The following is a 25055-nucleotide window of genomic DNA, read 5'->3' on the forward strand; positions in this document are numbered from 1 at the left end:
ATTCACCGACATGCGACATCCGGTCGCTGCACCCTTTCTTCCCCTGCGAGGAAACACCCATGAATCAGCCCTGCCCCGGCCGCGTGAGCCGTGCGCGTGACGGTCACGTGTACTTGATCGGCCTGGACCGCGCCGCCAAGCGCAATGCCTTCGACCTCGACCTGCTCAACGATCTGGCCCTGGCCTACGGTGAATTCGAGGCTGATAAAGAAGCGCGGGTGGCGGTGGTGTTCGGACACGGTGAGCATTTCACCGCCGGGCTCGATCTGGTCAACGCAAGTTCCACCCTCGCCCAGGGCTGGCAGGTGCCGCCCGGTGGCTGCGATCCATGGGGCGTGTTCGTCGGCCCCCGGGTCAGCAAACCGGTGATTGTTGCGGCACAGGGTTATTGCCTGACCATTGGCATCGAGTTGATGCTCGCCGCCGACATCAACCTGTGTGCCAGCAACACCCGGTTTGCCCAAATGGAAGTGCAGCGCGGAATCTTCCCGTTCGGAGGTGCGACGCTGCGCTTTCATCAGATCGCCGGTTGGGGCAACGCGATGCGCTGGCTGCTGACCGGCGACGAGTTCGACGCTCATGAGGCCTTGCGCCTGGGGCTGGTGCAGGAGGTCATGGCCAGCGAGGATCTGCTGCCGCGCGCCATCGAACTGGCCGAACGGATTGCCCGGCAGGCGCCGCTTGGCGTACAGGCAACCCTGATGTCGGCGCGTCAGGCACGCTACGAAGGCGAGACTGCGGCGGCAAAAAGCTTGCCGCCGCTGGTTAAAAAATTGCTGGCCAGTGAAGACGCCAAGGAAGGTGTGCGCTCGCTGGTGGAGCGGCGACCCGGTGTCTTCAAAGGGATCTGAAATGGGTAGCGGTCATAGCGCCGCCTTCGCAGGCAAGCCCGCTCCCACAGTAACCGCGTCGTTCATAGACCTGTGTACGGCGCTAAAACTGTGGGAGCGGGCTGGGTCCGGGCGGCGATCCGACGAAGGGGCAATTACTGACAACTCAGGTCGCCGGACGGATGCAATTGATCAACGACTGCAACGAGTATCCCAGCTTCGGTGCCAGCGCTTCAGCTCGCGCGGTTAGCGCCTGCATGTCCAGCACCTGATCGAGATCCGCCGGCACGATCAGAATCACGTTGCCCTCCTTCACCGGCAGTTCCCAGTAATGCCGGTGATAGAGCCCGCGCAGCAGCGCCGCGCCCAAGGGTTTGCCGTCATCGGTGGCCCATTGATTGATCACCAGCCAGCCACCGGAATTCAGACGTTTCTGACAGTCACCGAGGAAATTCCACGCAAGGTGCCCGGCACCAGGGCCGACATCGGTATACAGGTCGACGAAAATCAGATCTGCAGGTTCAGTGGTCGACAGCAGCTCAAGGGCATCACCGACGCGGATGTACAGCCGTGGATCGTCATCAAGGCCAAGGTATTCGATGGCCAGGCGCGGTACATCCGGACGCAGTTCGATGGCTTCGACATCTTCCAGCGGCAGGAACTTGAGGCAGGCCTGGGTCAGCGTCCCCGCGCCCAAGCCGAGAAACAGCGCACTCTCCGGTTGTTCATGGCACAGCGCACCAATCAGCATTGCCCGGGTGTAGTCGTACTCCAGCCAGCTCGGGTCGGCGGTAAACACGCAGCTTTGCTCGATCGCATCGCCGAACTCCAGAAAGCGGTAGTCGGCCACTTCCAGCACGCGAATCACGCCGAACTCATCCTGTACCTCGGCGAGCAACAGCTCGACGCGCTCCTCAGTCATTTCGTCTCCTGGTGGTCACCGGGCGCGGTGACGCGATGGCACCGATTTGGTGCCGTGGCAAAGCGGCGATTGTCGGCGAAGCGGCGGGAGCAGGTCACGCACTAATTGCTGCTAACATGGCCGTCCGTGCGTAGAACCGTAGAGACCGTGATGAGCCAACCCTGGAGCCCTGACAGCTGGCGCGCCCTGCCGATCCAGCAACAACCCCAATACCCCGACGCCGCGCATCTGCGCCAGGTCGAGCAGACGCTGGCCAGCTACCCGCCGCTGGTGTTTGCCGGCGAAGCGCGCGAGCTGCGTCGTCAGTTTGCCGAAGTCACCCAGGGCCGGGCGTTCCTGCTGCAGGGCGGCGACTGCGCGGAAAGCTTCGCCGAGTTTTCCGCCGCGAAGATCCGCGACACCTTTAAAGTGTTGCTGCAAATGGCGATCGTCATGACCTTCGCCGCCGGCTGCCCTGTGGTGAAAGTCGGGCGCATGGCCGGTCAGTTCGCCAAGCCGCGCTCGGCCAACGACGAGACCATCGACGGCGTGACTCTGCCGGCCTACCGGGGCGACATCGTCAACGGCATCGGTTTCGACTCCGCCAGCCGCGTACCGGATCCGGAGCGTCTGCTGCAGTCGTATCACCAGTCCACCGCCACTCTCAACCTGCTGCGTGCCTTCGCCCAGGGCGGTTTTGCCGACCTGCATCAGGTGCACAAGTGGAATCTGGACTTCATCGCCAACTCGGCGCTGGCCGAAAAGTACAGCCATCTGGCCGACCGCATCGATGAAACCCTGGCGTTCATGCGCGCCTGCGGCATGGACAGCTCGCCGCAACTGCGCGAAACCAGTTTCTTCACCGCCCACGAAGCCCTGCTGCTGAACTACGAAGAAGCCTTCGTGCGCCGCGACAGCCTGACCAACGATTACTACGATTGCTCGGCGCATATGCTGTGGATCGGCGACCGCACCCGTCAGCTCGACGGTGCCCACGTCGAATTCCTGCGCGGGGTGAACAACCCGATCGGTGTCAAAGTCGGCCCGAGCATGAACCCTGACGACCTGATCCGCCTGATCGACGTGCTCAACCCGGACAACGATCCGGGTCGCCTCAACCTGATCGCGCGGATGGGCGCGAACAAGGTCGGCGATCACCTGCCGGCGCTGATTCGCGCGGTACAGCGTGAAGGCAAGCAGGTGCTGTGGAGCTCCGACCCGATGCACGGCAACACCATCAAGGCCAGCAGCGGCTACAAGACCCGCGACTTCGCGCAGATTCTTGGTGAGGTCAAACAGTTCTTCCAGGTTCACGAAGCGGAGGGCAGCTACGCCGGCGGTATCCACATCGAGATGACCGGGCAAAACGTCACCGAATGCATCGGTGGCGCGCGGCCGATCACTGAAGATGGCTTGTCGGATCGCTATCACACCCATTGCGACCCGCGAATGAATGCCGACCAGTCGCTGGAGCTGGCGTTTCTGATTGCCGAGACGCTGAAACAGGTGCGTCGCTGAGTTCGGAAACCTTCATTGTTTGATCGGGCCTCATCGCGGGCAAGCACGGCTCCCACAGGATCGAATTCGTACATTCAATTTTTTGAACGACTCGGTCACTGTGGGAGCTGGCTTGCCAGCGATGAGGCCGGTTCAGTCGCAGCCGATGTGGACCATAGCCAGCCGAAGCCGCCCCGCACTTTCCCGCTGACAATTGAGCTGCACCTGCTCAAGCCCCAACCAGTCCGCCATGCGCCGCAAGTTCAGCGCCAGTGCCAGCATCCCTGCATCATCCAGTCCCGTTTCTTCCTCGTGCACCGCATGCACTGCAAGGCGCCCCGCCGCCCGTTCGGCGCGCAGGTCAACCCGCGCCGCAATCCGTTCGTTGTGCAGGAACGGCAGCACGTAATAGCCGTAGACCCGCTTGTCCTGCGGGGTGTAAATCTCCAGCCGATAGCGAAAATCGAACAGTCGCTCGGTCCGGCTGCGTTCCCAGATCAGTGAGTCAAATGGCGACAGCAATGCACTGGCATCAACCTTGCGCGGAATTTTCGGCTCGGGCAGGCAATAGGCGATTTGCCGCCACCCGGCGACTTCGCAGGTCAGCAGTTGCCTGTCCTCGACCAGTTCGGCCAGACGCGGGCGGGCATCAGAGGGATTCAGTCTGAAGTAATCACGCAGGTCTTTTTCCGTGCCGACACCCAGCGCCTGCGCCGCATGCAACAGCAAACCGCGCTGCGCCTCGGCCTCATCGGGCAATGGCTGTTGCAGCACGGAGGCCGGAATCACCCGTTCCGGCAAGTCATACAATCGCTCGAAGCCACGGCGTCCGGCCACGGTGACTTCGCCAGCGGCAAACAGCCATTCCAGCGCATGTTTTTCCGCACTCCAGTCCCACCATGGCCCGGCCTTTTCCTTGCGGGTCGACAGGCTGCCGGCGCCCAGTGCGCCCTGCTCCCGGACCGACGCCAGCACCCGGCGGATGGTGTCCTGTTGCTCACGGCCGAATCGCGCCAGTTGCTGATAAATGTCCTCACCGCGCCTGGCCCGCTGCATGCGCCAGCCCATCAACGGATACATCGACAGCGGCAGCAACGACGCTTCATGGCCCCAGTATTCAAACAGCGAACGACGCCGCCCCGAACTCCAGGCAGCCTGGTCGAGCAAATCAGCAGAATAGGAACCGAGACGGGAGAACAGCGGAAGGTAGTGCGAGCGCACCACGGCGTTGACGGAGTCGATCTGCAACAGGCCGAGGCGTTCGATCAGCCGGTTGAGGTGCATGGCCTTGACAGCCGGCGGCTGGCGCCCGTGAAACCCTTGGGCAGCCAGCGCCAGACGTCGAGCCTGTTTAAGGGAAAAGGACAATGTCGCGGGCATGTGTACCTCCATGTCTGCTCGCAACCTACCTCACTGCAAAGGGGTTTGTGTAGCAATGGCCTCATCATTTATGCATCGGATCGTCCCAGAACGGCCTTACCGACTCATGTTCGACATCGGCTCGACTGACCCCGATGTCCTTAAGCGCTTCGTCGCTCAGACTGGCAAGCAACTCTCGTTCGCGGTGAAGTTCGTACCAGCGGCTAAACTTGTGCAGCAGATCGGAAATCAGATGGACCGGCACTCTGTCATCGCTCACATACACTTTTTGACCTTTCATCGTGTTGCCCTCCTTTAGGGATGGCTCAAGTCTCGCGCCGGAGCTACGATCAATCCAACGAATGTTTCTGATGGCATGCATCACGGAGATTCATCAATTGTCGGCGTACCCGAGTATCGATACCGATGTCCTGCGCACCTTTGTCGCGATTGCCGATCAAGGCGGTTTTACCCGTGCCGGCGAAATGGTCAACCGCACCCAATCGGCGGTGAGCATGCAGATGAAGCGTCTGGAAGAGGATGTGATGCAGCGCCAGTTGTTCGAGCGTGACGGGCGCCAGGTGCGCCTGACCGCCGAGGGCCAAGTGTTGCTCGGTTACGCGCGGCGCATCCTGAAATTGCACAGCGAAGTTTTCAACACCCTGCGCGAGCCGCACATGGTCGGCACGGTGCGGATCGGCACGCCGGACGATTACGTGATGCGGTTTCTGCCGGGGATCCTGTCGCGCTTCGCCCAGTTCTATCCGCTGATCCAGATCGAAGTGCATTGCGAGTCGACCAAACAGTTGCTGCAACGCACGGACCTGGATCTGTCGATCGTCACCCGCGAGCCGGGCAACGAGATTGGCCAGTTGCTGCGCAAGGAACGTTTTGTCTGGGCCGAGGCGCAGAATTTCAGCGCCCACGAACAGACGCCGTTGCCGCTGGCGATGTTCAACAGTGATTGTTTCTGTCGCCTGTGGGCCTGCAATGCGCTGGACGCGATGGGCCGCGAATACCGGATTGCCTACAACAGCACCAGCCTGTCGGCGTTGATGGCTGTGGTGAGCGCGGGTCTGGCGATCACCGCGCAGCTGGAAAGCCTGATCACCCCGGACCTGCGCATTCTTGGGGCCGCCGAGAATCTGCCACTGTTGCCCGAGGCCAGCATCATGCTGATCCGCAACCTCAATAATCCCTCGCCGATCACCGAATGCCTGGCCGAACACATCGTCGAAGGCTTCAAAATTTAAAGGCGAGCATCACCGCGGACAGCACCAGGAACCCGCAGAACAGTCCGCGCAGGAGTTTTTCCGGCATTGCGTGGGCCACTTTCACGCCCCAACTGATGCTGGCCAGCCCGCCAATGGCCAGCGGCAGGCCGATCATCCAGTCCACTTCGTGATGCACCGCGTACGTCACCAGCGTCACGCCGGTGCTCGGCAACGCCAATGCCAGCGACAGCCCCTGAGCGACCACTTGAGTGGTACCGAACAGGCTGGTCAACACCGGCGTCGCCACCACCGCCCCGCCGACGCCGAACAAGCCGCCCATGGCGCCCGACGCCGCGCCAAGCACGCCCAGCCATGGCCACGAATAACGCATCTCGGAAGTTGCTGCCTGACGCGCGCCAAACATGCGCACCAGGTTGTAGGCCGACAACGCTACAAGGAACGCGACAAAGCCGATGCGCATGGTTTGTGCGTCGATGCCCACGGCCCAGATTGAGCCGATCCACGCAAAGCAGAATCCCATCACTGCCAGCGGCAACGCATGGCGGAGTTCGATGCGGTTACGCTGGTGATAACGCCACAGCGCCAGCATCACATTCGGCACCACCATCACCAGCGCCGTGCCTTGGGCGATTTGCTGATCAAGCCCGAACCACACGCCCAGCAGCGGAATGGCAATCAAGCCACCGCCGATGCCGAATATTCCGCCCAAAGTGCCGAGGGCGGCGCCAAATACCAGGTACAGCATAAAATCGATCACAGCGGCATTCCTCATACGTCAGTCAGCGCATCGTACGCAGTCGGTGCTGGCACGGAAACGCATAGCAACGCACAATGGCTTTGCCAAATTCGCATAGGCGCTGAGCTGATCGATGAACCCCAATCAATTGACCGAACAACTCGGACTGTTCCTCGATGTTCTGGAGACCGGCAGCTTTTCTGCTGCTTCACGGCGACATCCGCTGACGCCCTCGGCCGTCGCCCGGCGCATCGACAGTCTGGAAAGCGCTGTCGGCAGCCAGTTGTTTATCCGCAGTACTCATGCAGTGCGCGCCACGCCGGCCGGTGTTGCGTTTGCCGAACGGGCACGGCGCATCGTGGCGGAGTTGCAACTGGCCCGGGCTGAAGCGGTGTCTCTGAGCAGCGCGCCGGAAGGCTTGATTCGGGTGGATGCGCCGGCGGCATTCGGGCGTCGGCATTTGGCCCCGGTGATTGCCGATTTTCTGGTGCTGTATCCGGGACTCGACGTGCAACTGCATCTGATAGACAGCTTCGTCGACATGGACGGCTCGAACCTGGGCAAGGTCGACCTGGTGCTGCGTGCCGGACAGATGGCCGACACCCGCCTGGTGGCCACGCCATTGGCGAGCATCGTGCGCATTGCCTGCGCCAGCCCCGACTACCTGAAGCGTCGGGGCGTACCGGGCGAGCCCGCGCAATTGAGCGAGCATGACGGCCTCGATTGGGACGGCCTCGCCCCACCTTTCGCCTGGCGTTTCGAGCAGGACGGACAGATGCAATTGCACCGCCCGGCAAGGGTACGCATGAGCGCCAACAACGCCGAGGCTTTGGTCTGCGGCGCACTGGCGGGGCTTGGGATTGCGCATCTGCCGACCTGGCTGGCCAGCGAATACCTGTTGCGTGGCGAGTTGCTGCCGCTGTTCTGTGAAAATGGCCTGCCAACACCGGAAAGCGCCGGCATTTACGCGCTGCGGCTGCAACAGCAGGCCAGCTCCCGCAGCCGCCTGTTGCTGGAATACCTCAAGACCCGGTTCAGCCCAGTGCCGCCGTGGGATCTGGCCCTGCAACGAGAGCTGGGCCGGCACTGACCGATTCGCCACCGGGCACAATTGTCTGGCGCATTAAAGATTCGAGCGCTAGATTCATCGGTATCACCGTTCAAGGCACCGACATGACCAACGACCGCAACACCTCCGATTACTGCGAAGACCTGCTGCTCGATAATCAGGCCTGCTTCGCCCTGCATTCCACTTCGCTGATGATGACCAAGGTCTACAAGCCACTGCTGCAAGCGCTTGGCCTGACCTATCCGCAATACCTGGCGATGATGGTTTTGTGGGAGAAGGATGGTTTGACCGTCGGAGAAATCAGCACGCGCCTGCTGACCGATCCGGGCTCGCTGACCCCGCTGCTCAAGCGTCTGGAGGGTGAAGGTTTGCTGAGCCGTACGCGAAGCCGTGAGGATGAGCGGGTAGTGATCGTTGAACTGACTGCCCAGGGACGCGCCTTGAAAGACAAGGCCCGAACCGTTCCACAATGCATCCTCGGTGCCAGTGGCTTCACGCTGGAGCGTCTGCAAAACCTGCAAGCCGAGTTGCAGGCCTTGCGGGGTCATTTGCAGGACAGCCTCGCTTAAGACCTTCCCTTCCCTACGGGCGCAGCCTTGCGCCTGTAGGCGAATCGCCCCTTCCCGGCTTACCCACGAAAAAAAATTTCCTCTCGCTTACGTTAAAAAAAATCTTATATATCAAAAACTTGAGATCACCACTCCACCTGATCCGAGTGCCAATTGCCGATCTTTTCGAAAATTTATCTTGCGCGCTAAATATTCGCGCAGTACATTTACTTCGCACCTAGTTAGCGCGCAAACAATTAGCGCAACAAATCACACTTAATGAGGCTCACACCATGCAAGCTCTCTACACCGCAATCGCAACTTCCACCGGCGGCCGTGACGGTCGTGCGATCTCCAGCGACAACATCCTCGACGTCAAACTGGCCACCCCGAAAGAACTCGGCGGTGCCGGCGGCGCGGCCACCAACCCTGAGCAACTGTTCGCCGCCGGTTACTCGGCCTGCTTCATCGGCGCGCTGAAATTCGTCGCCAGCCAGACCAAACGCAAAATCCCGGACGACTCGTCGATCACCGCTCACGTCGGCATCGGCCAGATTCCTGGCGGTTTCGGTCTGGACATCGACCTGCACATCAGCCTGCCGGGCCTGGAACAGGCTGACGCGCAAAGCCTGGTCGACGCTGCGCACCAGGTCTGCCCGTACTCCAACGCCACTCGCGGCAACGTCGATGTGCGTCTGCACGTCACCGTGTAATCACTGACACTCAGGCCCGTACAGGAAATGAACATGAACACTTTCAGCAAAGTCTTGACCGGTACCCTTCTCGCTCTGTCCATCCACAGCGCATTTGCCGGGGAGGTTGAACACAACACCCAGGCGTTCCTCGATGTGCTGAATGCCGGCACCGGCAAACCGATGGAACAGCTGACACCCAAGGATGCCCGAGCCGTTCTGACCGGCGCACAGTCCGGGGTCAAACTGACGTTGCCCAAGGCGGACGTCAGCGAGAAGACCATCCAGGTCGATGGCCAACCGTTGAGCCTGACCATCGTCCGGCCGGCCGGAGTCAAGGGCGAGCTGCCGGTGTTCATGTTCTTCCACGGCGGTGGCTGGGTGCTGGGGGATTTCCCGACCCACGAACGTCTGGTGCGGGATCTGGTGGTCGGCTCGGGGGCGGCGGCGGTGTTCGTCAACTACACCCCTTCGCCGGAAGCGCATTACCCGGTGGCGATCAACCAGGCTTACGCGGCGACCAAGTGGGTGGCCGAACACGGCAAAGAAATCAACGTCGACGGCAAACGTCTGGCGGTGGCGGGCAACAGTGTTGGCGGCAACATGGCGGCAGTCGTCGCCCTGATGGCCAAAGACAAAGGCACCCCGGCGATCAAATTCCAGGTGCTGCTGTGGCCGGTAACCGATGCCAATTTCGATACGGGTTCGTATAACCAGTATGCCGAGGGGCACTTCCTCACCCGCAACATGATGAAGTGGTTCTGGGACAACTACACCACCGACGCCAACCAGCGTAACGAGATCTACGCCTCGCCGCTGCGGGCCACCACCGCACAGTTGAAAGGTCTGCCGCCTGCACTGGTACAGACTGCGGGGGCCGACGTACTGCGTGACGAAGGCGAAGCCTACGCCCGTAAACTCGACGAAGCCGGCGTGCCGGTAACCTCGGTACGCTACAACGGCATGATCCACGACTACGGTTTGCTCAACGTGGTCAGCCAGGTGCCGGCGGTGCGTTCGGCGATGCTGCAGGCTTCGGAAGAATTGAAGCAACACCTGAAGAAGTAATTTTCATCAGGTACAAAAAAGCCCGACTCAATGGTCGGGCTTTTTCTTTCCGCAAAAAACAGTGCTTATTTGGCACGGCCTTTGTAGGAACCGCCTTCGCGGGTATCGATCTCGATCATGTCGCCGATTTCGATGAAGTCAGCAACCGACAGCTCGGTACCGTTCTTCAGTTTGGCAGGCTTCATCACCTTGCCGGAAGTGTCACCGCGAGCGGAACCTTCGGTGTAGTCGACCTGACGCACGATGGTGGTCGGCAGCTCTACGGAAACCAGACGGCCTTCGAAGAATACCGCTTCGCAAACGTCGGTCATGCCTTCTTCCACGAATGGCAGAACGCTTTCGATGTCTTCGGCGTTCAGCTCGTACATGGTGTAGTCGGTGGTGTCCATGAACGTGTAGGAGTCACCGCTGATGAAGGACAGGGTCGCTTCTTTACGATCCAGGATCACGTCGTCCAGCTTGTCGTCCGCACCGTAAACGGTTTCGGTCTTGTAACCGGTCAGCAGGTTCTTCAGCTTGGTCTTCATGATCGCGCTGTTACGGCCCGACTTGGTGAATTCAGCTTTCTGAACCAGCCAAGGATCGTTGTCGATACGGATCACGGTACCGGGTTTGAGTTCTTTACCAGTTTTCATTGCGAATATCCGAATTTGGATGGGATTTACAAAAATCTAGGCCGCGTATCATATCCAATTTCGGTAAAACTGTACCAGCGCCGTCGCAAGATCCGCCTGCGAGGCCTGTTCCAGACACCACGCGCGGGCATTTTCCTGCAGTGCAGGCCAGTGTTTTCGGGCCTCGAGCCAGTGATCGCCGATAGGCTGCCCGGCACTCCAGGCGCGCCAGAGACCGTTCATCGCCTCGGCAGCTACGGGCGAAAGGCGCTTTGTGTAGAGCGCAAGGAAGGCGTCGAGCTTGTCGAGATGGATGTCTTCGTCCTGCTGATAGATGTGCCACAGCATCGGACGCCCCGCCCATTGGGCCCGGACAAACGAGTCCTCGCCGCGCACCGCATTGAAATCGCAGCACCAGAGCAATTGGTCATATTGATCCTGACGGACGAACGGCAGCACCTGCACGGTCAGCGCCCGACGCACATTGAAGTCGCCGACCGACAGTGACTCGACACCGAGCCAGCGCGCGACATCACCGAGAATCCGCCCTTCCGGCACCAGCAGATGAGTGGGCGTCGAGTCAGCAGCGAGTACATCCAGCCAACTGGCGAGTCCGGCATTCTCGTAGGCAAACAGCGAAATCAACTGCGCACCGGGCACAGGAACGATCCCCAGACCGTGCAGGAATTGTCGCTGCGCCTCGGGATCCTGCTGAAACTGCTGGCGCCGCTCCAGCAAACCGCTCTCACGCAACAGGCCACCGGTTCCCGGCTGGAATCCCGGAAAGAAAAAGTACTTCTGCACCGATTTGTACTTCACTGACGGCAGACCGTGGCAACCGACCACCCAGTCTTCGGCACTGAGGTAGTCGAGGTTCATCCACAACGGCGGCTTCTGCCGCGCGGCCATGGCGTCCATGTAGAGACTCGGCAACTGGCAGGCAAACGCGGCGATCACTACGTCGGCGGCGTCCGTTTCCGGCCATTCAGCCGGCCAGTGTCGGACTTCGACACCCTGCTGCCTTTGCTGGTCAAGATGGATGTCGATTTCCGGGCAGATGCGCTCGAAGGCGCGCAGGTCATCGACCCACAGTCGCACCGTCATTGCATGTTCACTGACCAGTTGCCGGGCCAGACGCCAGGTCACGCCGATGTCGCCGTAATTGTCGACGACCGTACAAAAAATGTCCCAGCGGGTTATCGGTTGCGGCATTCAAGGCTCCCGTTGGCAAAAGCGCCGATTGTCCGCATAAATGTCTCCATGCAGAAGAGCCGACGGCAATTAATCTTCGTGCGACAATCGCCACTCGCCCGCATTCATCCGCCAGGAGGCAGCCATGCCCTATCGTCCCAATCCCCGTCGCCCCTTGCCTGTTCAGCTTAGCGCGCTGCAATTGACCGGCAGCATTGCGCTGGGTTTGTGGCTGGGTTTCCTGGCCATTGCGCTGACGTGCTGGCTCGCCTCGTCTCTCTTCAGCCATCAGTTGCAGCCGGTGGCGCAGGCGGTACAACAATTGAGCAAGCCTCCGGTGGCCGCCCAGCCACAGCCAGAACCTGAGCCACAAAACCGCCTGTTCGAGCAGTACGAAGAAAACCTGCGCAAGAACGAACAACAGGCACGCCTGGATCAGTCCCGAGGCAACACACGCAATCTGTCGAATCCCAAATGCCAGTTCTGGCTGCAACAGGATCAGACGGCCCCGAGCGAAAAGAGCCGCACCAATGTCCTGCAATTCTGCGATTGATCATGAATAAACAGACAGTTCACCAACTGATTCTCGACAGGCTGCGCGTCGACCTCGACATCGCCGAACGCGCGGCGCAAACCGCTTACGAAACTGCGACCCACGAAGAGAACATCGCCGAAAACAAGTACGACACCCTGGGACTTGAGGCTTCGTACCTGGCGGCGGGCCAGGCAAAACGGGTCGAGGAGATTCGTCACTCGCTGGCGCTGTGCCAGAACCTGACGCTGCGTGCATACGACGATCAGCGAGGGATTGAAGTCCGCGCCCTGCTTGGTCTGGAAGACGAAAAAGGTCGCGAGCAATGGCTGTTTCTCGCGCCGGATGCCGCGGGCTTGAAAGTCGACGTGGTGGGTCAGCCGATTACCGTCATCACCCCGCGCTCGCCGCTGGGCAAAAGCCTGCTGGGCAAGTTCGAGGGTGACGAGGTGGAGATTCTGGTGGCAGGCACCCGGCAACAGTTTGCTGTCACCGAGGTGCTGTAGACAGGCGCTTGGTGACAGGGGCTTAGTGGACCGGCAGTTCGACGCCTTCGAACAGCTCTTCCAGTTCCTGCTTGTTGTGGCACTGAATGGCCTTGGCCATGACATCGCGGGTCAGGTGCGGCGCGAATTTTTCAATGAAGTCGCACATGAAGCCGCGCAGGAAAGTGCCACGACGGAAACCGATCTTGGTCACGCTGGACTCGAACAGCTCGCTGGCATCGAGCACCACCAGATCGTTATCGAGTTTGGTGTCGACTGCCATTTTCGCCACGATGCCCACGCCCAGCCCCAGGCGCACATAGGTTTTGATGACGTCGGCGTCGGCAGCGGTGAACACCACTTTCGGCGTCAGGCCACGATGGCTGAAGGCTTCGTCGAGTTTCGAACGGCCGGTGAAACCGAACACGTAAGTCACGATCGGGTATTCGGCCAGCGCTTCGAGGGTCAGCTTCGGCAGCTTGGTCAGCGGGTGGCCCTGAGGCACGACCACGCAACGGTTCCAGCGGTAGCACGGCATCATCACCAGATCGCCGAACAGCTCCAGCGCTTCAGTGGCGATGGCGAAATCGACGGTGCCGTCAGCGGCCATTTCGGCGATCTGCATCGGCGACCCCTGGTGCATGTGCAGCGCCACGTCCGGGTATTGCTTGATGAAGTTGCTGATCACCGGCGGCAGTGCATAACGCGCCTGGGTGTGAGTGGTGGCGATCGACAGGGTGCCCTTCTTCTCGTTGGAGAATTCCTGAGCGATCTGCTTGATGCTTTCGACCTTGCGCAGAATCTCACCGGCAGTGGTGATGATGCGCTCGCCGGCCGGGGTGACGCGGGTCAGGTGCTTGCCGCTGCGGGCGAATACTTCGACGCCCAGTTCGTCTTCCAGCAGACGGATTTGTTTACTGATGCCCGGTTGCGAGGTGTAGAGGCTTTGGGCTGTAGCGGAAACGTTGAGGTCGTGGTGCGCCACTTCCCAGATGTAGCGCAATTGTTGAAGCTTCATATGAATCCCTCAAAGCAGGTAGACGCCACGGGCATCAGCGACGATATATAACTATATTAATGGTTTGAATAATAAATCTAGAACTTTTTTATCAAAGGGCCATTATTCCTGCTTCAGCGATCCTCCCGACGCCGACGCTCCACCAACGGCACCAGATAAACCGGCACCTTGGACAATTGCAGCAGCCGTGCTGCCGTTCGCCCCAGGGGTGTCTCCGCCCCGACCCCATGGCTGTGACTTCCTACGATCAGCAAATCGACAGAGAGTTTCTGCACCTGATCGAGAATCACCTGTGACGGATCGCCCTGCAGCACCCGTACCGCGCGTATCCGCTGCAGGTCCTGCTCGCCCTCGTCCCCCAGCTCTTCACGAAAGCTGTCGAGCACCCGTTGCTCGATATTGGCGATAACGGTTTTCAGACCCTGACTGTGGAATTCGTTCAATGCCTGTTCGTCGAGATAGCTCTGCAACACCGATTCGGCAAACAGCCCCATGGGCTCCACCGCGTGCACCACGTACAGATCGGCATTGAACGTTCGTGCCATTGCCAAGGCATGCTGCATCACTAACGGTGCGTACAGACCGAGGTCAGTGGCATACAGCATCGAACGAATCATATGACCTCCTCGCGTGCCAACATGGCGGAGATTTGATTCAGCTTAGCAGTGCCTTCGCGAGTACGACGTGCGACGCAACGTCTTGAACAACGTGCGCTCTAGACCGCCGGTTCGTTGCTGATGCCGTGGGGTACGTGACCGGTTGCCACGACTTCCCGGGCCAACTCGCAGTGGCCGGCCTGATCGTCGAAAAACACGTCGGCGGCGAAGGCTTCGAGGAACGCCGATTTGTTCAAGCCACCGAGAAACAGCGATTCGTCCAGACGAATGTCCCACTCACGCAAGGTGCGAATCACCCGCTCGTGGGCCGGAGCCGAACGCGCAGTGACCAGTGCCGTACGGATCGGGCATTCCTCATCGGAGAATTCGCGCTGCAACAGATTGAGTGCTGCGAGGAAGCCCTTGAACGGACCGCCGCGCAACGGTTCGCGCGCGGATTCACGCTCCTTGGCCTGGAAGGCTTCGAGGCCACCGGATTGATAAACCCGTTCCGACTCGTCGGAAAACAGCACCGCGTCCCCGTCGAAGGCGATGCGCAATTCATCGCTGGCCGCACGGCTGGCGCCGCCGGACAGAATGGTCGCCGCCGCAAAACCGGCATCCAGTGCGGCGCGCACGTCTTCGGCATGGGTGGAGAGAAACAGGTCGCAACCGAAAGCCTTCAGGTACGGATAAGGACTGCGCCCGCCGACAAACGCAGCACGGGAAATCGCCAGGCCGTAATGACCAATGGAATTGAAAACGCGCAGGCCGGTGTCAGCACTGTTGCGCGACACCAGAATCACCTCGACCCGGGCGCGGCCGAGGCGACTGTTGAGGTTGAGCAGTTTTTCCACCAGCGGAAAGGCATCGCCCGGCGCGAGAATTTCGTCTTCGTGATCGATCTGATATTGCCGGTAGGCTTCCACGCCACTCGACTCATACACCTTGTGACTTTCGCTCAGGTCGAACAGGGCACGGGACGAAATCGCCAGCACCAGTTTGTCATCGATATTCTTGGCCATGCCTTTCCCCCCGTGCGACCGGTTTATACGTTGCGCCGATCGATAAAGCTCAATGTGCGATACAACGACTCGATACGCGGCAACTCGCAGCCTGCCGCTTTTGCCGCCGCCAAAGGACGAGCGTAGATCGCCTCCAGTTCCAGTGGTCGCTTGTGCAAAAAGTCGTGGTACATGCTCGGCCAATAGTCGGGCATTTTCTCGGTCATCATGAACAGGTATTCGGCGTAACCGGGCGGCATGTCGTGGCCGCAGGCCCTGGCGCCCTGCACCACTTCAGCCATCAGCGCCTGAATCAATGCGCGGCTGTCAGTGTCGGCCATCAATGGCGTGGTGCCGGCACCGAGCAACACCGAAAGCCCGTTGTAGGGAATGTTCCACACCAGCTTCTGCCAGCGCGCCTGATGCAGGTTCGGCATCGCCTGGGAGTCGAGACCGGCGGCCCGGAACAGGCCGGCGCCCTCCTCGACGATCGCCATGCGCGCCGCTTCATCCGGTGCCGGGCCGCTGTGATAACCGACGTTCACCGCCCCCAGCGCCTGGTGAGTGACCTGCCCCGGCCCTTCACGGTGGACGCAGATCAGGCACAAGCCGCCCAGCAAATGCAGGGAATCGGGCAGCAATGCACGCAAGCTGTCTTCGACATCGAGGCCGTTTTGCAACAACAGCACTTTCGCGTCGGGTTTCGCCGCCTGAATGATCGACGGTGCCAGCCCGGCATTGCTGGTGGTCTTGGCGCCGACCAGCAGCCAGTCGCAGGGTGGCATGTCTTCTGCCGATGAATAGGCCTGCACCGGGTTCAGCGTCAATGCGCCATGCACGGCACTGTCCACTTGCAAGCCGCGCTCGGCGACTGTTGAAAATTCACTTCGCAATAGAAAGTGCACATCGAATCCGGCCCGAGCCAGCATCACTCCGTAAAACCCTCCGATGGCGCCGGTGCCAATGATCCCCACCACCGGTTTGTTGACTGCTCCCATCACGGCAACTCCTCTGCAATTCGACCCAGCGCCTGCGCCACGGCTGCGTTCAGCTCATCGACATTCAGGCGCGTGTGCACTGCCCCAAAAAACTCGCCGTCGCGCACCACAAACAGCGCCGGCAAATGAAAGACCTGATAACGCTCGACCAGTCCGCCGTTGTCACCGGCATCGATCCAGCACACGCGATCGACGGTCAAGTCGAACCCCGGCAACACTTCGCGGGCATAGCGACAACTGGCGCAGCCAACGCTGGTGAAGATCACCAGCGAAACGCCTTCCATCGCCAGCAGCCGTTGGTCGGCGTCGAAATCGGTCAGCTGCGATTCGACCACTATACTGGGGGAAACAATGTCAAATGGCCGACACAGGGAGTCTGTGCTCATGGGACGGTTTATTCCTCATCCGGATGATGTGCCCGTTGAATTGACCTTGCTCACACCGGAGTGTATTTCGCGTCAACGGCTGCACACTATCAGCCTCGGCGGCATCGCTTGCAATTACCACCGTGCCTGGCGCCATGGCACCGCCTTGCAGGTACGCATGCCGACCCTCAACGCCGACATCTGTTATCCGGGCTACGTGGCCTGGTGCCTGCGACGTAAAAAAGGCTATCTGGTGGGCATCGCCTTCACCGACGAACAGACGCTGTTCAGTGCGCGAATGGGTGAACAGGTGTGTCAGATCGAACGCTATTGCCGACTCAACGATGCCCACGACGATCTCCAGGATATTCAGGCCCTGGCCCTGCAATGGGTCGAACAACACGCCGACGAGTTCTCTCACGACACCGTTCGCAAAGCTTTTGCGCAGCCAGTGCTGGACTGAACAGTTACTTGCCCATTGTCTAGCAGGCGCCTAACGCGATAAGGTTCGGCTCCCCGACGCGCTTAAATCCGCTGTGCTCCGCCGCGCGGGGATCGCTGGCGGCCGGCACCCGTGACCTGACGAGTAAACGATGGCTGATTTACCGATCAACGACCTGAACGTCGCTTCCAACGAGACCCTGATCACTCCTGATCAGCTCAAGCGTGATATCCCTCTGAGCGACGCTGCCCTGCGCACCGTCACCAAGGGTCGCGAAGTCATCCGCAACATTCTCGATGGCACTGACCATCGTCTGTTCGTGGTTATCGGCCCCTGCTCGATCCACGACATCAAGGCTGCCCACGAATATGCCGATCGCCTGAAAGTGCTGGCGGCAGAAGTGTCGGACACCCTGTATCTGGTCATGCGCGTTTACTTCGAGAAGCCACGGACCACCGTCGGCTGGAAAGGCCTGATCAACGACCCATACCTGGATGACTCGTTCAAGATCCAGGACGGTCTGCACATCGGTCGCCAGTTGTTGCTGGACCTGGCCGAGAAAGGCCTGCCGACTGCCACTGAAGCCCTCGACCCGATCTCCCCGCAGTATCTGCAGGACCTGATCAGTTGGTCGGCCATCGGCGCACGGACCACCGAATCCCAGACCCACCGCGAAATGGCTTCCGGCCTGTCCTCGGCGGTCGGTTTCAAGAACGGCACCGACGGCGGCCTGACTGTGGCAATCAACGCCTTGCAGTCGGTTTCCAGCCCGCACCGTTTCCTGGGCATCAACCAGGAAGGTGGCGTGTCGATCGTCACCACCAAGGGCAACGCCTACGGTCACGTGGTGCTGCGCGGTGGTAACGGCAAGCCGAACTACGATTCGGTGAGCGTCGCCCTGTGCGAGCAGGCGCTGAACAAGGCGAAGATCAAGCCGAACATCATGGTCGATTGCAGCCACGCCAACTCCAACAAGGATCCGGCCCTGCAACCGCTGGTGATGGAGAACGTTGCCAACCAGATCCTTGAAGGCAACCAGTCGATCATCGGCCTGATGGTCGAGAGTCATCTGAACTGGGGCTGCCAGGCGATCCCGAAAGACCTCGCCGACCTGCAATACGGCGTGTCGATCACCGATGCGTGCATCGACTGGTCCGCTACCGAAAACACCTTGCGCAGCATGCACGCCAAGCTCAAGGATGTCCTGCCGAAACGTCAGCGCGGCTGACAGCCGTTTCTCAGGCATAAAAAACGCCAGGCATTGCCCGGCGTTTTTGTGTGTGCGGTGAGGTCAGTCAGATCTTGGCGGTGCGCCGCTGATGGCGCTCCATATAACGCTCCACGTAGGAGCACGAAGGAATGACCGTGTAACCCATTTCATCGGCGTACTGCAACGCCCGTTCGGTGAGGGCAGCCGCGATGCCTCGGCCACGCAAGGCGTTGGGCACGAAGGTGCGGTAGATATCCAGGGTCTGTTTCCCCAGATCCATATAGGTCAGGTAGGCACGATGACCGTCCACATTGGTCTCGAACTGATGACCAGCCTGGTCATGGTGGATGGACAACGCCTCGCTCATCACTACTCCTCGCGGGTCTCGAATTCTGACCCCTACCTTACCGATGTTTTCCCGGCGAAGGAACATCTACGCCACCCTGTGCCTGATGGACACCGAGAAGAACTGCACCGATCTCGCGCAACCCGAGCACGTATCAAATAGTAGGCACCATTGGCGAAAATGCTCAAGGTACGCTCGTCTTTACTCAGATCGACGGGGCAATTTCAGTGGACTCAGGTCCGGTTCGGGAGACGATCTTCCCGAGCCGAAAGGCTGAACATCGCCGGATGTTGAGACTTAAGACGAGCCCCCTGTTTTAAAGTCACCTCAACATGGACAAAGATATGCGAGGCGCTGCGCAAATTCGCAACAGAAGTGTGGACGAATCCATATAGACAGACTTTAGCCACTACCTGCAAAACAGCGAAGGGCAACGGGAACTTTTTCTCATTAACTCACTCATCTCGCGGCTTACAGGTGGATATTTTTTATACAGCCCAGTTAAAAGTTGCTCGAAAAAGAATCAACGCCTACAATTTTTTTTGCTTCTTGCCTCACGTCAGTTTACTTACTACAAGTAATGGGTAGTATGTACGCCGGCTATTTCCTCAATCGGAGGAGACAGCCACTTAATTGAAAGTCCTTGAAGGGGAACACGATGAACAACGTTCTGAAATTCTCTGCTCTGGCTCTGGCCGCAGTTCTGGCTACCGGTTGCAGCAGCGCATCGAAAGAAACCGAAGCACGTCTGACCGCTACTGAAGACGCAGCTGCTCGCGCCCAGGCTCGTGCAGACGAAGCTTACCGTAAAGCTGATGAAGCTCTGGCTGCTGCTCAAAAAGCACAACAGACTGCTGACGAAGCTAACGAGCGTGCTCTGCGCATGCTGGAAAAAGCTAGCCGCAAGTAATAGTCCTTCGGGATTGTTATCAAGCCGACCCGTTTTTCGGGTCGGCTTTTTTGTGCCTGCGGTTTTCTGCAGGCAACAAAAAACCCGCCGCTGCGCAAGCCTCGGCGGGTTTCATCTTTCAGCTTATTGCTGCAGGTCGATCGGTGCGCTGGAGACCATTGGCGCCGAGGTGTTCGGTGTGCCGATTTCGGTTGGCAGGCCATCTTCGGCCGCCACCACATCACGCACCACATCCCAGTTCATGCGCAGGTTGTTGGTGATGTCTTCGCGCTTGAGCATCGCGTTGATCACGGCGGTGTGCTTGTCAACCACCGACGGGTTGCCCTTGTCGTCGATCGGCGTGTGCGCTTCCAGATAGATCTTGCCGCCACTGCGACCGAACTTGTAAGCGTCGTTGAGGATTCGTACCGAAGTACCCACCGGCACCATGCTGGCCATTTCCAGCACGTTGTTGTTGAACATGCGGAAACAGCCATGGCTGGTACGCATGCCGATACCGAACTTCTTGTTCGAGCCGTGGATCAGGTAGCCCGGCGTGCCCAGAGTGAACTTGAACGGACCCAGCGGATTGTCCGGACCCGCCGGCACCACGTTCGGCAGCGGATCACCATCAGCGGCGTGTTCCGCCTTGATCGAGGCCGGTGGCGTCCAGGTCGGATTCGGTGTCTTGGCTGTGATCGTGGTGTGGGCGATCGGCGAGCCCCAGCCTTCACGACCGATACCCAGCGGGAAGGTGTACACCACGTTCCGGCCTTTCGGGTAGTAGTAGAGGCGGTATTCGGCGAGGTTGATCACAATGCCTTCACGCGGGCCCGGTGGCAGGATGAAGCGGGTCGGAAGAACGATTTCGGTGCCGGCGCCCGGCAGCCAGGCATCGACGCCCGGGTTGGCCGCGACCATTTCCGAATAGCCAAGATCGTAAGTGGTGCCCAGATCGGCAAAGGTGTCTTCGTACTTGGCCTTGATCACCTGCACCTGGCCGATGATGTCTTCACCAGGCGGTGGCAGGGGAAACTCCAGTGCGGCAACGGGACCGGCCACGCACAGGGCGGCAAGAGACAGGCAGCGGGTGACGGCAGGAAAACGCGGCAACATCCGGAGAATCCTTCGCAAGATCGACAAGGGTAATAAGAACGCGATTGTACACCGCGCCCAGAGAATTCGGGGAGATGCGCCGATGGGCTGGCATCACTCTTCACGATTGAAGCTGCCGCTAGCTCCGACTGCATTCGGAGATGGCTGAGCTTAAAGCTCGAAACGCAACTCGGGCCAGATCGGCGAGGTGCCGCGCTTCTGCGATTCAAGGATCGCCCGGCACAGCGAGCACAGGCGCTGATCCTGAAACACCCGGCGATCCACGCTCGACCAGCGCGGTTGCGCCGGCAGCAGACTGCCGCACAGGGTCCGGTCTGCCGAGCCGCCGAGCTCCAGTTGACGGGTCACCAGATGCACCCGCACTTCCTGGCAGGCGAACAGATCCAGCTGTTCGTCAGGCTCGATCAGTTGGTAGGCAAACAGGGACCAGGCAGGACGCGGCATCGGGGGCTCCAAATAAGGGGGCGCCACATTAGCCGAAAGCCTGCCGCTAGAAAAGCCTCATAGCAGCGGTTTTAGCGTCGGCCAGACATTTTCCAGCAACTTGCCCTGAGCCCCGGCTGCCGGGTGCAGACCGTCGGCCTGCATCAGGTCCGGATGCCCGCCCACGCCGTCGAGGAAAAACGGCACCAGCGGGATTTTTTTCTCCTCGGCGAGTTTGCCGTAAACCTCGGCAAAGGCATCGGTGTAGCGCTTGCCATAGTTGGGCGGCAATTGCATGCCGAGCAACAGCACCTTGGCACCGCTCTGCCGGGAGCTGTCGATCATCGAAGCAAGATTTTGTTGCAATTGCGTGGGCGGCATTCCGCGCAGGCCATCGTTGCCGCCCAATTCGAGGATCACCAGTTCCGGTTTGTGCTCTGCAAGCAGCGCAGGCAGCCGCGCCTGGCCTCCGGCACTGGTGTCGCCACTGATGGACGCATTGACCACTTTGTCGTCAAACCCTTCGGTCTTGAGCCGCTGTTCGAGCAACGACACCCACCCCAGCCGGGTATCCAGTCCGAAACCGGCGCTGATACTATCGCCAACGATCAGGACTGTACCCGCCGCTGCGTTCTGGGCCATGCACATCAAGGCCAGGCCAGCACTCAAAAACCACACACGCATCGGATTCTCCATGGGCGCAAGCATTCTCACCGCGAAGAACCTTAGCAAAGTGGTTCCCAGCGCGGAAGGTGAACTGACCATCCTGCACGAACTCAGCCTGGAACTGAACAAGGGCGATAGCCTGGCCATCGTCGGCGCGTCCGGTTCCGGCAAATCCACCCTTCTGGGTCTGCTTGCCGGCCTCGACCTGCCGAGCAGCGGCGAAGTGACTCTCGCCGGGCAAGGCCTGAGCAATCTCGACGAAGACCAGCGCGCGCGCATTCGTGCCGAGCATGTGGGTTTCGTCTTTCAGTCGTTCCAGTTGCTCGACAGCCTCAACGCGCTGGAAAACGTCATGCTGCCGCTGGAGCTCGACGGCCGCAAAGACGCCAGAAGCCGCGCCACCGAACTGCTGCAACGGGTCGGCCTCGGCCAGCGCCTGACTCACTCGCCGCGCCAACTCTCCGGGGGTGAGCAGCAACGCGTTGCAATTGCCCGGGCCTTCGCCGCCGAGCCGGACGTGCTGTTCGCCGACGAACCCACCGGCAACCTCGACAGTCACACCGGCGAGCGCATCAGTGACTTGCTGTTCGAATTGAACAAGGAACGCGGCACCACCCTGGTGCTGGTGACCCACGACGAACGCCTGGCCCATCGGTGCCGGCGCCTGATCCGTCTTGAAGCCGGCCTGTTGGTCGCCCCTCTGGAGCCTTGATGGCACGTCTGCCGCTGTTGCGTCTGTTCAGTCTCGCCCTGCGCCAACTGATGCGCGATGCCCGCGCCGGTGAACTGCGGGTGCTATTTTTCGCCTTGGTCGTGGCGGTGGCGGCGAGTACCGCGATCGGTTATTTCGGCGCCCGCCTCAACGGCGCAATGATGCTGCGCGCCACCGAGTTTCTCGGCGCCGACCTGTCGCTCGAAGGCAGCTCGCCAGCCCGACCGGAGCAGATCCGGAGCGGCACCGAGCTGCGGCTGGACCATGCGCAGGTGGTGGAGTTTTCCAGCGTCATCGCTACGGACAACGGCATTCAGCTCTCCAGCATCAAAGCTGTCGACCGCGCCTATCCGCTGCGCGGCGAGCTGAAAAGCGCCCCCGCCCCTTACGCGACGGAAGAAGCCGGAGGCGAGCCGCAGCCCGGTGAAGCCTGGGTCGAAGCACGCCTGCTGACGGCGCTGGACCTGAAAATCGGCGACAGTATCGACGTCGGCATGAAGACATTGAAACTGACGCGAGTGCTGACCTACGAGCCCGATCGCGCGGGCAACTTCTACAGCCTCACACCACGCGTAATGATCAACCTAGACGATCTCGCCGCGACCGGCGTGGTGCAACCCGGCAGCCGGGTGAGCTATCGCGAACTCTGGCGCGGTGAGCCGCAAGCGCTGGAAACCTATCGTCAACTGATCAAACCGGGCCTCGCCGCCAACCAGCGGATTCAGGATGCCCGCGACGGCAACCGACAGATCGGCGGCGCACTGGGCAAGGCCGAACGTTATCTGAACATGGCCAGTCTGGTCGCCGTGCTTCTGGCGGGGGTGGCGGTGGCGTTGTCGGCCAACCGCTTTGCCAGTCGACGTTTCGATGCCAGCGCCCTGCTGCGTTGCCTGGGCTTGTCGCGCCGGGAAACCCTGGTGCTGTTCAGTCTGCAACTGACAGTGCTCGGCCTGCTCGCCAGCCTCAGCGGCGCCCTGCTCGGCTGGCTCGCACAATTGGGATTGTTCGCGCTGTTGCATGATCTGCTGCCGACCGACGTACCGCCGGGTGGCTTGCTGCCGGCGCTCGCCGGAATCGGCACCGGACTGGTCGCCCTGGCAGGTTTCGCCCTGCCACCGCTCGCCGCACTGGGCCGCGTGCCGCCATTGCGGGTATTGCGCCGGGACATGCTGCCGATTCCGTCGAGTACCTGGATGGTCTATGGCGCGGCACTCGGCGCGCTTGGGCTGATCATGTGGCGCCTGAGTCTGGACCTGCTGCTGACATTCGCCCTGCTTGGCGGTGGCGTGGTGGCCGCGCTGGTGCTCGGCGGCTTGCTGCTGTTGCTGCTGCAGAGCCTGCGTCGCCTGCTCGCACGCGCGTCCCTGCCGTGGCGGCTTGGTCTGGGTCAGTTGTTGCGCCATCCTTTGGCGGCGGCTGGCCAGTCATTGGCCTTCGGGCTGATTCTGCTGTCCATGGCTTTGATTGCACTGCTGCGCGGCGAACTGCTCGACACTTGGCAAAACCAGTTGCCGAAAAACGCACCCAACTACTTCGCTCTGAACATCCTGCCGGCGGACAAACAGGCCTTCACCGATCACCTGATCAATGTCTCGGCCCAGGCCGCGCCGTTGTATCCGGTGGTGCCGGGACGGCTGATCAGCATCAATGGTGAGGCGGTGCAGCAGATCGTCAGCAAGGATTCGGCCGGCGACCGTGCCATCCAGCGCGACCTGAGCCTGACCTGGGCGGCCGACCTGCCGGCGGGCAATAAAATCACCGCCGGCTCGTGGTGGACCGGTCAACCTTCGGATGACGTTCCGGGCGTTTCGGTCGAAGGCAAAGTGGCCGAAAGCCTGAAACTCAAGCTGGGCGATCACATGGTGTTCAGCGTCGGCGGGGTCAATCGCGAGGCGAAGGTCACCAGTCTGCGGGAGATCAACTGGGACAACTTCCAGCCGAACTTCTTCATGATCTTCCAGCCCGGCACCTTGAAGGATCTGCCAGCGACTTACCTGACCAGCTTCTATCTGGCGCCCGGCCACGATCAGCAGATTGTCGAGTTGTCGCGAGCGTTTCCGGCGGTGACCATCCTGCAGGTCGAAGCCTTGCTCGAACAGCTGCGCAGCATCCTCGCCCAAGTCACCCTGGCGGTGGAGTATGTGCTGTTGTTTGTGTTGGCGGCGGGGATGGCGGTGCTGTTTTCAGGTTTGCAGGCAACGCTGGATGAACGCATTCGCCAGGGTGCGCTTTTGCGTGCGCTGGGTGCCGAGCGGCAGTTGTTGATCAAGGCGCGACGGATCGAGTTCGGCTTGCTCGGCGCGGTCAGCGGATTGCTCGCGGCCATCGGTTCGGAAGTGGTGAGTCTGGTGCTGTATCGCTTTGCCTTCGATCTGCCTTGGCATCCCCATCCGTGGTTGCTGCTGTTGCCGTTGATCGGCGCGGCGCTGATTGGTGGCGCCGGGGTGTTCGGCACACGGCGTGCGCTCAACGCCAGCCCGCTGACAGTGTTGCGTGAGGGTTGATAGACTCCA

General features: G+C 60.5%; 29 protein-coding genes. 14 read left to right on the plus strand and 15 right to left on the minus strand.

The annotated features are described in order from the left end of the window. Positions 1 to 59 precede the first annotated feature (59 nt). The gene (locus MKZ87_RS17670; protein ID WP_085704420.1) at positions 60 to 851 is read left to right on the plus strand and encodes a crotonase/enoyl-CoA hydratase family protein; all 792 of its coding nucleotides are present in this window, start codon (positions 60 to 62) and stop codon (positions 849 to 851) included. A 145-nt stretch (positions 852 to 996) separates the two neighbouring features. Here MKZ87_RS17670 and MKZ87_RS17675 read toward each other — a convergent pair whose 3' ends face one another. Further along, positions 997 to 1752 carry a spermidine synthase gene (locus MKZ87_RS17675; RefSeq protein ID WP_266201422.1) on the minus strand — a complete coding sequence of 252 codons (756 nt, stop codon included), beginning with the start codon at positions 1750 to 1752 and terminating at the stop codon, positions 997 to 999. Between the two features lie 150 nt (positions 1753 to 1902). Here MKZ87_RS17675 and MKZ87_RS17680 point away from each other — a divergent pair, with 150 nt between their 5' ends. Next, positions 1903 to 3249 (plus strand): class II 3-deoxy-7-phosphoheptulonate synthase, encoded by a 1347-nt coding sequence (locus MKZ87_RS17680; protein ID WP_064383296.1) that lies wholly within the window; start codon positions 1903 to 1905, stop codon positions 3247 to 3249. A gap of 132 nt (positions 3250 to 3381) precedes the next feature. Here the strand turns inward: MKZ87_RS17680 and MKZ87_RS17685 are convergent, their stop codons facing one another. Both MKZ87_RS17685 and MKZ87_RS17690 read right to left on the minus strand, forming a co-directional pair. Next, positions 3382 to 4608 carry a winged helix-turn-helix domain-containing protein gene (locus MKZ87_RS17685; RefSeq protein ID WP_266201423.1) on the minus strand — a complete coding sequence of 409 codons (1227 nt, stop codon included), beginning with the start codon at positions 4606 to 4608 and terminating at the stop codon, positions 3382 to 3384. A 64-nt stretch (positions 4609 to 4672) separates the two neighbouring features. After that, a complete protein-coding gene (locus MKZ87_RS17690) occupies positions 4673 to 4888 on the minus strand; it encodes a DUF1127 domain-containing protein (protein WP_085700039.1) in 216 nt (71 codons plus the stop codon). Positions 4889 to 4985: 97 nt separating this feature from the next. Here MKZ87_RS17690 and MKZ87_RS17695 point away from each other — a divergent pair, with 97 nt between their 5' ends. Further along, positions 4986 to 5840 carry a LysR substrate-binding domain-containing protein gene (locus MKZ87_RS17695; protein ID WP_266201558.1) on the plus strand — a complete coding sequence of 285 codons (855 nt, stop codon included), beginning with the start codon at positions 4986 to 4988 and terminating at the stop codon, positions 5838 to 5840. Here the strand turns inward: MKZ87_RS17695 and MKZ87_RS17700 are convergent. Then, on the minus strand, positions 5830 to 6579 hold the full coding sequence (locus MKZ87_RS17700; protein ID WP_266201424.1) for a sulfite exporter TauE/SafE family protein: 750 nt from the start codon (positions 6577 to 6579) through the stop codon (positions 5830 to 5832). The genes MKZ87_RS17695 and MKZ87_RS17700 overlap by 11 nt on opposite strands. 112 nt (positions 6580 to 6691) lie before the next feature. Here MKZ87_RS17700 and MKZ87_RS17705 point away from each other — a divergent pair, with 112 nt between their 5' ends. The 4 genes from MKZ87_RS17705 to MKZ87_RS17720 all read left to right on the plus strand — a co-directional run bounded on the left by MKZ87_RS17705 (position 6692) and on the right by MKZ87_RS17720 (position 9935). After that, positions 6692 to 7648 (plus strand): LysR family transcriptional regulator, encoded by a 957-nt coding sequence (locus tag MKZ87_RS17705; protein WP_266201426.1) that lies wholly within the window; start codon positions 6692 to 6694, stop codon positions 7646 to 7648. An 83-nt stretch (positions 7649 to 7731) separates the two neighbouring features. Next, positions 7732 to 8196: a MarR family winged helix-turn-helix transcriptional regulator gene (locus tag MKZ87_RS17710; RefSeq protein ID WP_266201428.1), complete on the plus strand. Its 465-nt coding sequence runs from the start codon at positions 7732 to 7734 to the stop codon at positions 8194 to 8196. A gap of 272 nt (positions 8197 to 8468) precedes the next feature. Then, on the plus strand, positions 8469 to 8888 hold the full coding sequence (locus MKZ87_RS17715) for an organic hydroperoxide resistance protein (protein ID WP_266201429.1): 420 nt from the start codon (positions 8469 to 8471) through the stop codon (positions 8886 to 8888). 33 nt (positions 8889 to 8921) lie between these two features. Next, positions 8922 to 9935, plus strand: a complete 1014-nt coding sequence (locus MKZ87_RS17720) for an alpha/beta hydrolase (protein WP_085607156.1) — start codon at positions 8922 to 8924, stop codon at positions 9933 to 9935. 65 nt (positions 9936 to 10000) lie between these two features. Here the strand turns inward: MKZ87_RS17720 and MKZ87_RS17725 are convergent, their stop codons facing one another. Both MKZ87_RS17725 and earP read right to left on the minus strand, forming a co-directional pair. Continuing rightward, positions 10001 to 10570, minus strand: a complete 570-nt coding sequence (locus MKZ87_RS17725; RefSeq protein WP_007955690.1) for an elongation factor P — start codon at positions 10568 to 10570, stop codon at positions 10001 to 10003. Between the two features lie 48 nt (positions 10571 to 10618). Beyond that, on the minus strand, positions 10619 to 11761 hold the full coding sequence (gene earP, locus MKZ87_RS17730; RefSeq protein ID WP_266201435.1) for an elongation factor P maturation arginine rhamnosyltransferase EarP: 1143 nt from the start codon (positions 11759 to 11761) through the stop codon (positions 10619 to 10621). A 124-nt stretch (positions 11762 to 11885) separates the two neighbouring features. On the opposite strand from earP, the gene MKZ87_RS17735 reads away from it, so the two are divergent. Next, entirely contained in the window at positions 11886 to 12293 is a 408-nt protein-coding gene (locus tag MKZ87_RS17735) for a hypothetical protein (RefSeq protein ID WP_266201437.1), read from the plus strand. A gap of 2 nt (positions 12294 to 12295) precedes the next feature. Beyond that, positions 12296 to 12778 (plus strand): GreA/GreB family elongation factor, encoded by a 483-nt coding sequence (locus MKZ87_RS17740; protein ID WP_266201438.1) that lies wholly within the window; start codon positions 12296 to 12298, stop codon positions 12776 to 12778. A 22-nt stretch (positions 12779 to 12800) separates the two neighbouring features. On the opposite strand, the gene cysB is transcribed toward MKZ87_RS17740, so the two are convergent. From cysB to MKZ87_RS17765, 5 genes are all read right to left on the minus strand, one after another. Beyond that, entirely contained in the window at positions 12801 to 13775 is a 975-nt protein-coding gene (gene cysB / locus MKZ87_RS17745) for an HTH-type transcriptional regulator CysB (RefSeq protein ID WP_085700020.1), read from the minus strand. A 113-nt stretch (positions 13776 to 13888) separates the two neighbouring features. Next, a complete protein-coding gene (locus MKZ87_RS17750; protein ID WP_007955683.1) occupies positions 13889 to 14392 on the minus strand; it encodes a universal stress protein in 504 nt (167 codons plus the stop codon). A 98-nt stretch (positions 14393 to 14490) separates the two neighbouring features. Next, positions 14491 to 15396, minus strand: coding sequence for a 5'-nucleotidase (locus tag MKZ87_RS17755; RefSeq protein ID WP_085700018.1), 906 nt, complete (start codon positions 15394 to 15396; stop codon positions 14491 to 14493). A gap of 23 nt (positions 15397 to 15419) precedes the next feature. Further along, the gene (locus MKZ87_RS17760) at positions 15420 to 16376 is read right to left on the minus strand and encodes a putative 2-dehydropantoate 2-reductase (protein ID WP_227233152.1); all 957 of its coding nucleotides are present in this window, start codon (positions 16374 to 16376) and stop codon (positions 15420 to 15422) included. Further along, positions 16373 to 16759, minus strand: coding sequence for a thioredoxin family protein (locus MKZ87_RS17765; RefSeq protein ID WP_266201442.1), 387 nt, complete (start codon positions 16757 to 16759; stop codon positions 16373 to 16375). The genes MKZ87_RS17760 and MKZ87_RS17765 overlap by 4 nt, the downstream gene beginning before the upstream one ends. Here MKZ87_RS17765 and MKZ87_RS17770 point away from each other — a divergent pair. Both MKZ87_RS17770 and MKZ87_RS17775 read left to right on the plus strand, forming a co-directional pair. Then, on the plus strand, positions 16758 to 17201 hold the full coding sequence (locus tag MKZ87_RS17770) for a PilZ domain-containing protein (RefSeq protein WP_011335308.1): 444 nt from the start codon (positions 16758 to 16760) through the stop codon (positions 17199 to 17201). The genes MKZ87_RS17765 and MKZ87_RS17770 overlap by 2 nt on opposite strands. A 130-nt stretch (positions 17202 to 17331) precedes the next feature. Continuing rightward, positions 17332 to 18408 carry a 3-deoxy-7-phosphoheptulonate synthase gene (locus tag MKZ87_RS17775; RefSeq protein ID WP_011335309.1) on the plus strand — a complete coding sequence of 359 codons (1077 nt, stop codon included), beginning with the start codon at positions 17332 to 17334 and terminating at the stop codon, positions 18406 to 18408. A 67-nt stretch (positions 18409 to 18475) separates the two neighbouring features. On the opposite strand, the gene MKZ87_RS17780 is transcribed toward MKZ87_RS17775, so the two are convergent. After that, a complete protein-coding gene (locus tag MKZ87_RS17780) occupies positions 18476 to 18757 on the minus strand; it encodes a GNAT family N-acetyltransferase (RefSeq protein ID WP_007955658.1) in 282 nt (93 codons plus the stop codon). Positions 18758 to 19394: 637 nt separating this feature from the next. On the opposite strand from MKZ87_RS17780, the gene oprI reads away from it, so the two are divergent. Continuing rightward, positions 19395 to 19646 (plus strand): outer membrane lipoprotei OprI, encoded by a 252-nt coding sequence (gene oprI, locus MKZ87_RS17785; protein WP_011335311.1) that lies wholly within the window; start codon positions 19395 to 19397, stop codon positions 19644 to 19646. 123 nt (positions 19647 to 19769) lie between these two features. Here the strand turns inward: oprI and MKZ87_RS17790 are convergent, their stop codons facing one another. The 3 genes from MKZ87_RS17790 to MKZ87_RS17800 form a co-directional block, all read right to left on the minus strand. After that, positions 19770 to 20741, minus strand: coding sequence for a L,D-transpeptidase family protein (locus MKZ87_RS17790; protein WP_064383316.1), 972 nt, complete (start codon positions 20739 to 20741; stop codon positions 19770 to 19772). Positions 20742 to 20891: 150 nt separating this feature from the next. Then, complete coding sequence (locus MKZ87_RS17795) at positions 20892 to 21185, minus strand: hypothetical protein (protein WP_003226812.1); 294 nt, start codon at positions 21183 to 21185, stop codon at positions 20892 to 20894. A gap of 57 nt (positions 21186 to 21242) precedes the next feature. Next, positions 21243 to 21848, minus strand: coding sequence for an arylesterase (locus tag MKZ87_RS17800; protein ID WP_007955652.1), 606 nt, complete (start codon positions 21846 to 21848; stop codon positions 21243 to 21245). A gap of 10 nt (positions 21849 to 21858) precedes the next feature. Between MKZ87_RS17800 and MKZ87_RS17805 the strand changes: the two genes are divergently transcribed. Beyond that, on the plus strand, positions 21859 to 22542 hold the full coding sequence (locus MKZ87_RS17805) for an ABC transporter ATP-binding protein (protein WP_007955651.1): 684 nt from the start codon (positions 21859 to 21861) through the stop codon (positions 22540 to 22542). Then, positions 22542 to 25046 carry an ABC transporter permease gene (locus tag MKZ87_RS17810; RefSeq protein ID WP_085704406.1) on the plus strand — a complete coding sequence of 835 codons (2505 nt, stop codon included), beginning with the start codon at positions 22542 to 22544 and terminating at the stop codon, positions 25044 to 25046. Before MKZ87_RS17805 ends, MKZ87_RS17810 begins: the two co-directional genes overlap by 1 nt. Positions 25047 to 25055 lie beyond the last annotated feature (9 nt).

The sequence above is a fragment of the Pseudomonas sp. MCal1 genome (assembly GCF_026341415.1).
Taxonomy (GTDB): domain Bacteria; phylum Pseudomonadota; class Gammaproteobacteria; order Pseudomonadales; family Pseudomonadaceae; genus Aquipseudomonas.

Bases quoted from the DNA above. Each gene is read 5' to 3' on its own strand.
- MKZ87_RS17670 (WP_085704420.1), top strand. From the start codon at position 60: ATGAATCAGCCCTGCCCCGGCCGCGTGAGCCGTGCGCGTGACGGTCAC.
- MKZ87_RS17675 (WP_266201422.1), bottom strand. From the start codon at position 1,752: ATGACTGAGGAGCGCGTCGAGCTGTTGCTCGCCGAGGTACAGGATGAG.
- MKZ87_RS17680 (WP_064383296.1), top strand. From the start codon at position 1,903: ATGAGCCAACCCTGGAGCCCTGACAGCTGGCGCGCCCTGCCGATCCAG.
- MKZ87_RS17685 (WP_266201423.1), bottom strand. From the start codon at position 4,608: ATGCCCGCGACATTGTCCTTTTCCCTTAAACAGGCTCGACGTCTGGCG.
- MKZ87_RS17690 (WP_085700039.1), bottom strand. From the start codon at position 4,888: ATGAAAGGTCAAAAAGTGTATGTGAGCGATGACAGAGTGCCGGTCCAT.
- MKZ87_RS17705 (WP_266201426.1), top strand. From the start codon at position 6,692: ATGAACCCCAATCAATTGACCGAACAACTCGGACTGTTCCTCGATGTT.
- MKZ87_RS17710 (WP_266201428.1), top strand. From the start codon at position 7,732: ATGACCAACGACCGCAACACCTCCGATTACTGCGAAGACCTGCTGCTC.
- MKZ87_RS17715 (WP_266201429.1), top strand. From the start codon at position 8,469: ATGCAAGCTCTCTACACCGCAATCGCAACTTCCACCGGCGGCCGTGAC.
- MKZ87_RS17720 (WP_085607156.1), top strand. From the start codon at position 8,922: ATGAACACTTTCAGCAAAGTCTTGACCGGTACCCTTCTCGCTCTGTCC.
- MKZ87_RS17725 (WP_007955690.1), bottom strand. From the start codon at position 10,570: ATGAAAACTGGTAAAGAACTCAAACCCGGTACCGTGATCCGTATCGAC.
- earP (WP_266201435.1), bottom strand. From the start codon at position 11,761: ATGCCGCAACCGATAACCCGCTGGGACATTTTTTGTACGGTCGTCGAC.
- MKZ87_RS17735 (WP_266201437.1), top strand. From the start codon at position 11,886: ATGCCCTATCGTCCCAATCCCCGTCGCCCCTTGCCTGTTCAGCTTAGC.
- MKZ87_RS17740 (WP_266201438.1), top strand. From the start codon at position 12,296: ATGAATAAACAGACAGTTCACCAACTGATTCTCGACAGGCTGCGCGTC.
- cysB (WP_085700020.1), bottom strand. From the start codon at position 13,775: ATGAAGCTTCAACAATTGCGCTACATCTGGGAAGTGGCGCACCACGAC.
- MKZ87_RS17750 (WP_007955683.1), bottom strand. From the start codon at position 14,392: ATGATTCGTTCGATGCTGTATGCCACTGACCTCGGTCTGTACGCACCG.
- MKZ87_RS17755 (WP_085700018.1), bottom strand. From the start codon at position 15,396: ATGGCCAAGAATATCGATGACAAACTGGTGCTGGCGATTTCGTCCCGT.
- MKZ87_RS17770 (WP_011335308.1), top strand. From the start codon at position 16,758: ATGGGACGGTTTATTCCTCATCCGGATGATGTGCCCGTTGAATTGACC.
- MKZ87_RS17765 (WP_266201442.1), bottom strand. From the start codon at position 16,759: ATGAGCACAGACTCCCTGTGTCGGCCATTTGACATTGTTTCCCCCAGT.
- MKZ87_RS17775 (WP_011335309.1), top strand. From the start codon at position 17,332: ATGGCTGATTTACCGATCAACGACCTGAACGTCGCTTCCAACGAGACC.
- MKZ87_RS17780 (WP_007955658.1), bottom strand. From the start codon at position 18,757: ATGAGCGAGGCGTTGTCCATCCACCATGACCAGGCTGGTCATCAGTTC.
- oprI (WP_011335311.1), top strand. From the start codon at position 19,395: ATGAACAACGTTCTGAAATTCTCTGCTCTGGCTCTGGCCGCAGTTCTG.
- MKZ87_RS17790 (WP_064383316.1), bottom strand. From the start codon at position 20,741: ATGTTGCCGCGTTTTCCTGCCGTCACCCGCTGCCTGTCTCTTGCCGCC.
- MKZ87_RS17795 (WP_003226812.1), bottom strand. From the start codon at position 21,185: ATGCCGCGTCCTGCCTGGTCCCTGTTTGCCTACCAACTGATCGAGCCT.
- MKZ87_RS17800 (WP_007955652.1), bottom strand. From the start codon at position 21,848: ATGCGTGTGTGGTTTTTGAGTGCTGGCCTGGCCTTGATGTGCATGGCC.
- MKZ87_RS17805 (WP_007955651.1), top strand. From the start codon at position 21,859: ATGGGCGCAAGCATTCTCACCGCGAAGAACCTTAGCAAAGTGGTTCCC.
- MKZ87_RS17810 (WP_085704406.1), top strand. From the start codon at position 22,542: ATGGCACGTCTGCCGCTGTTGCGTCTGTTCAGTCTCGCCCTGCGCCAA.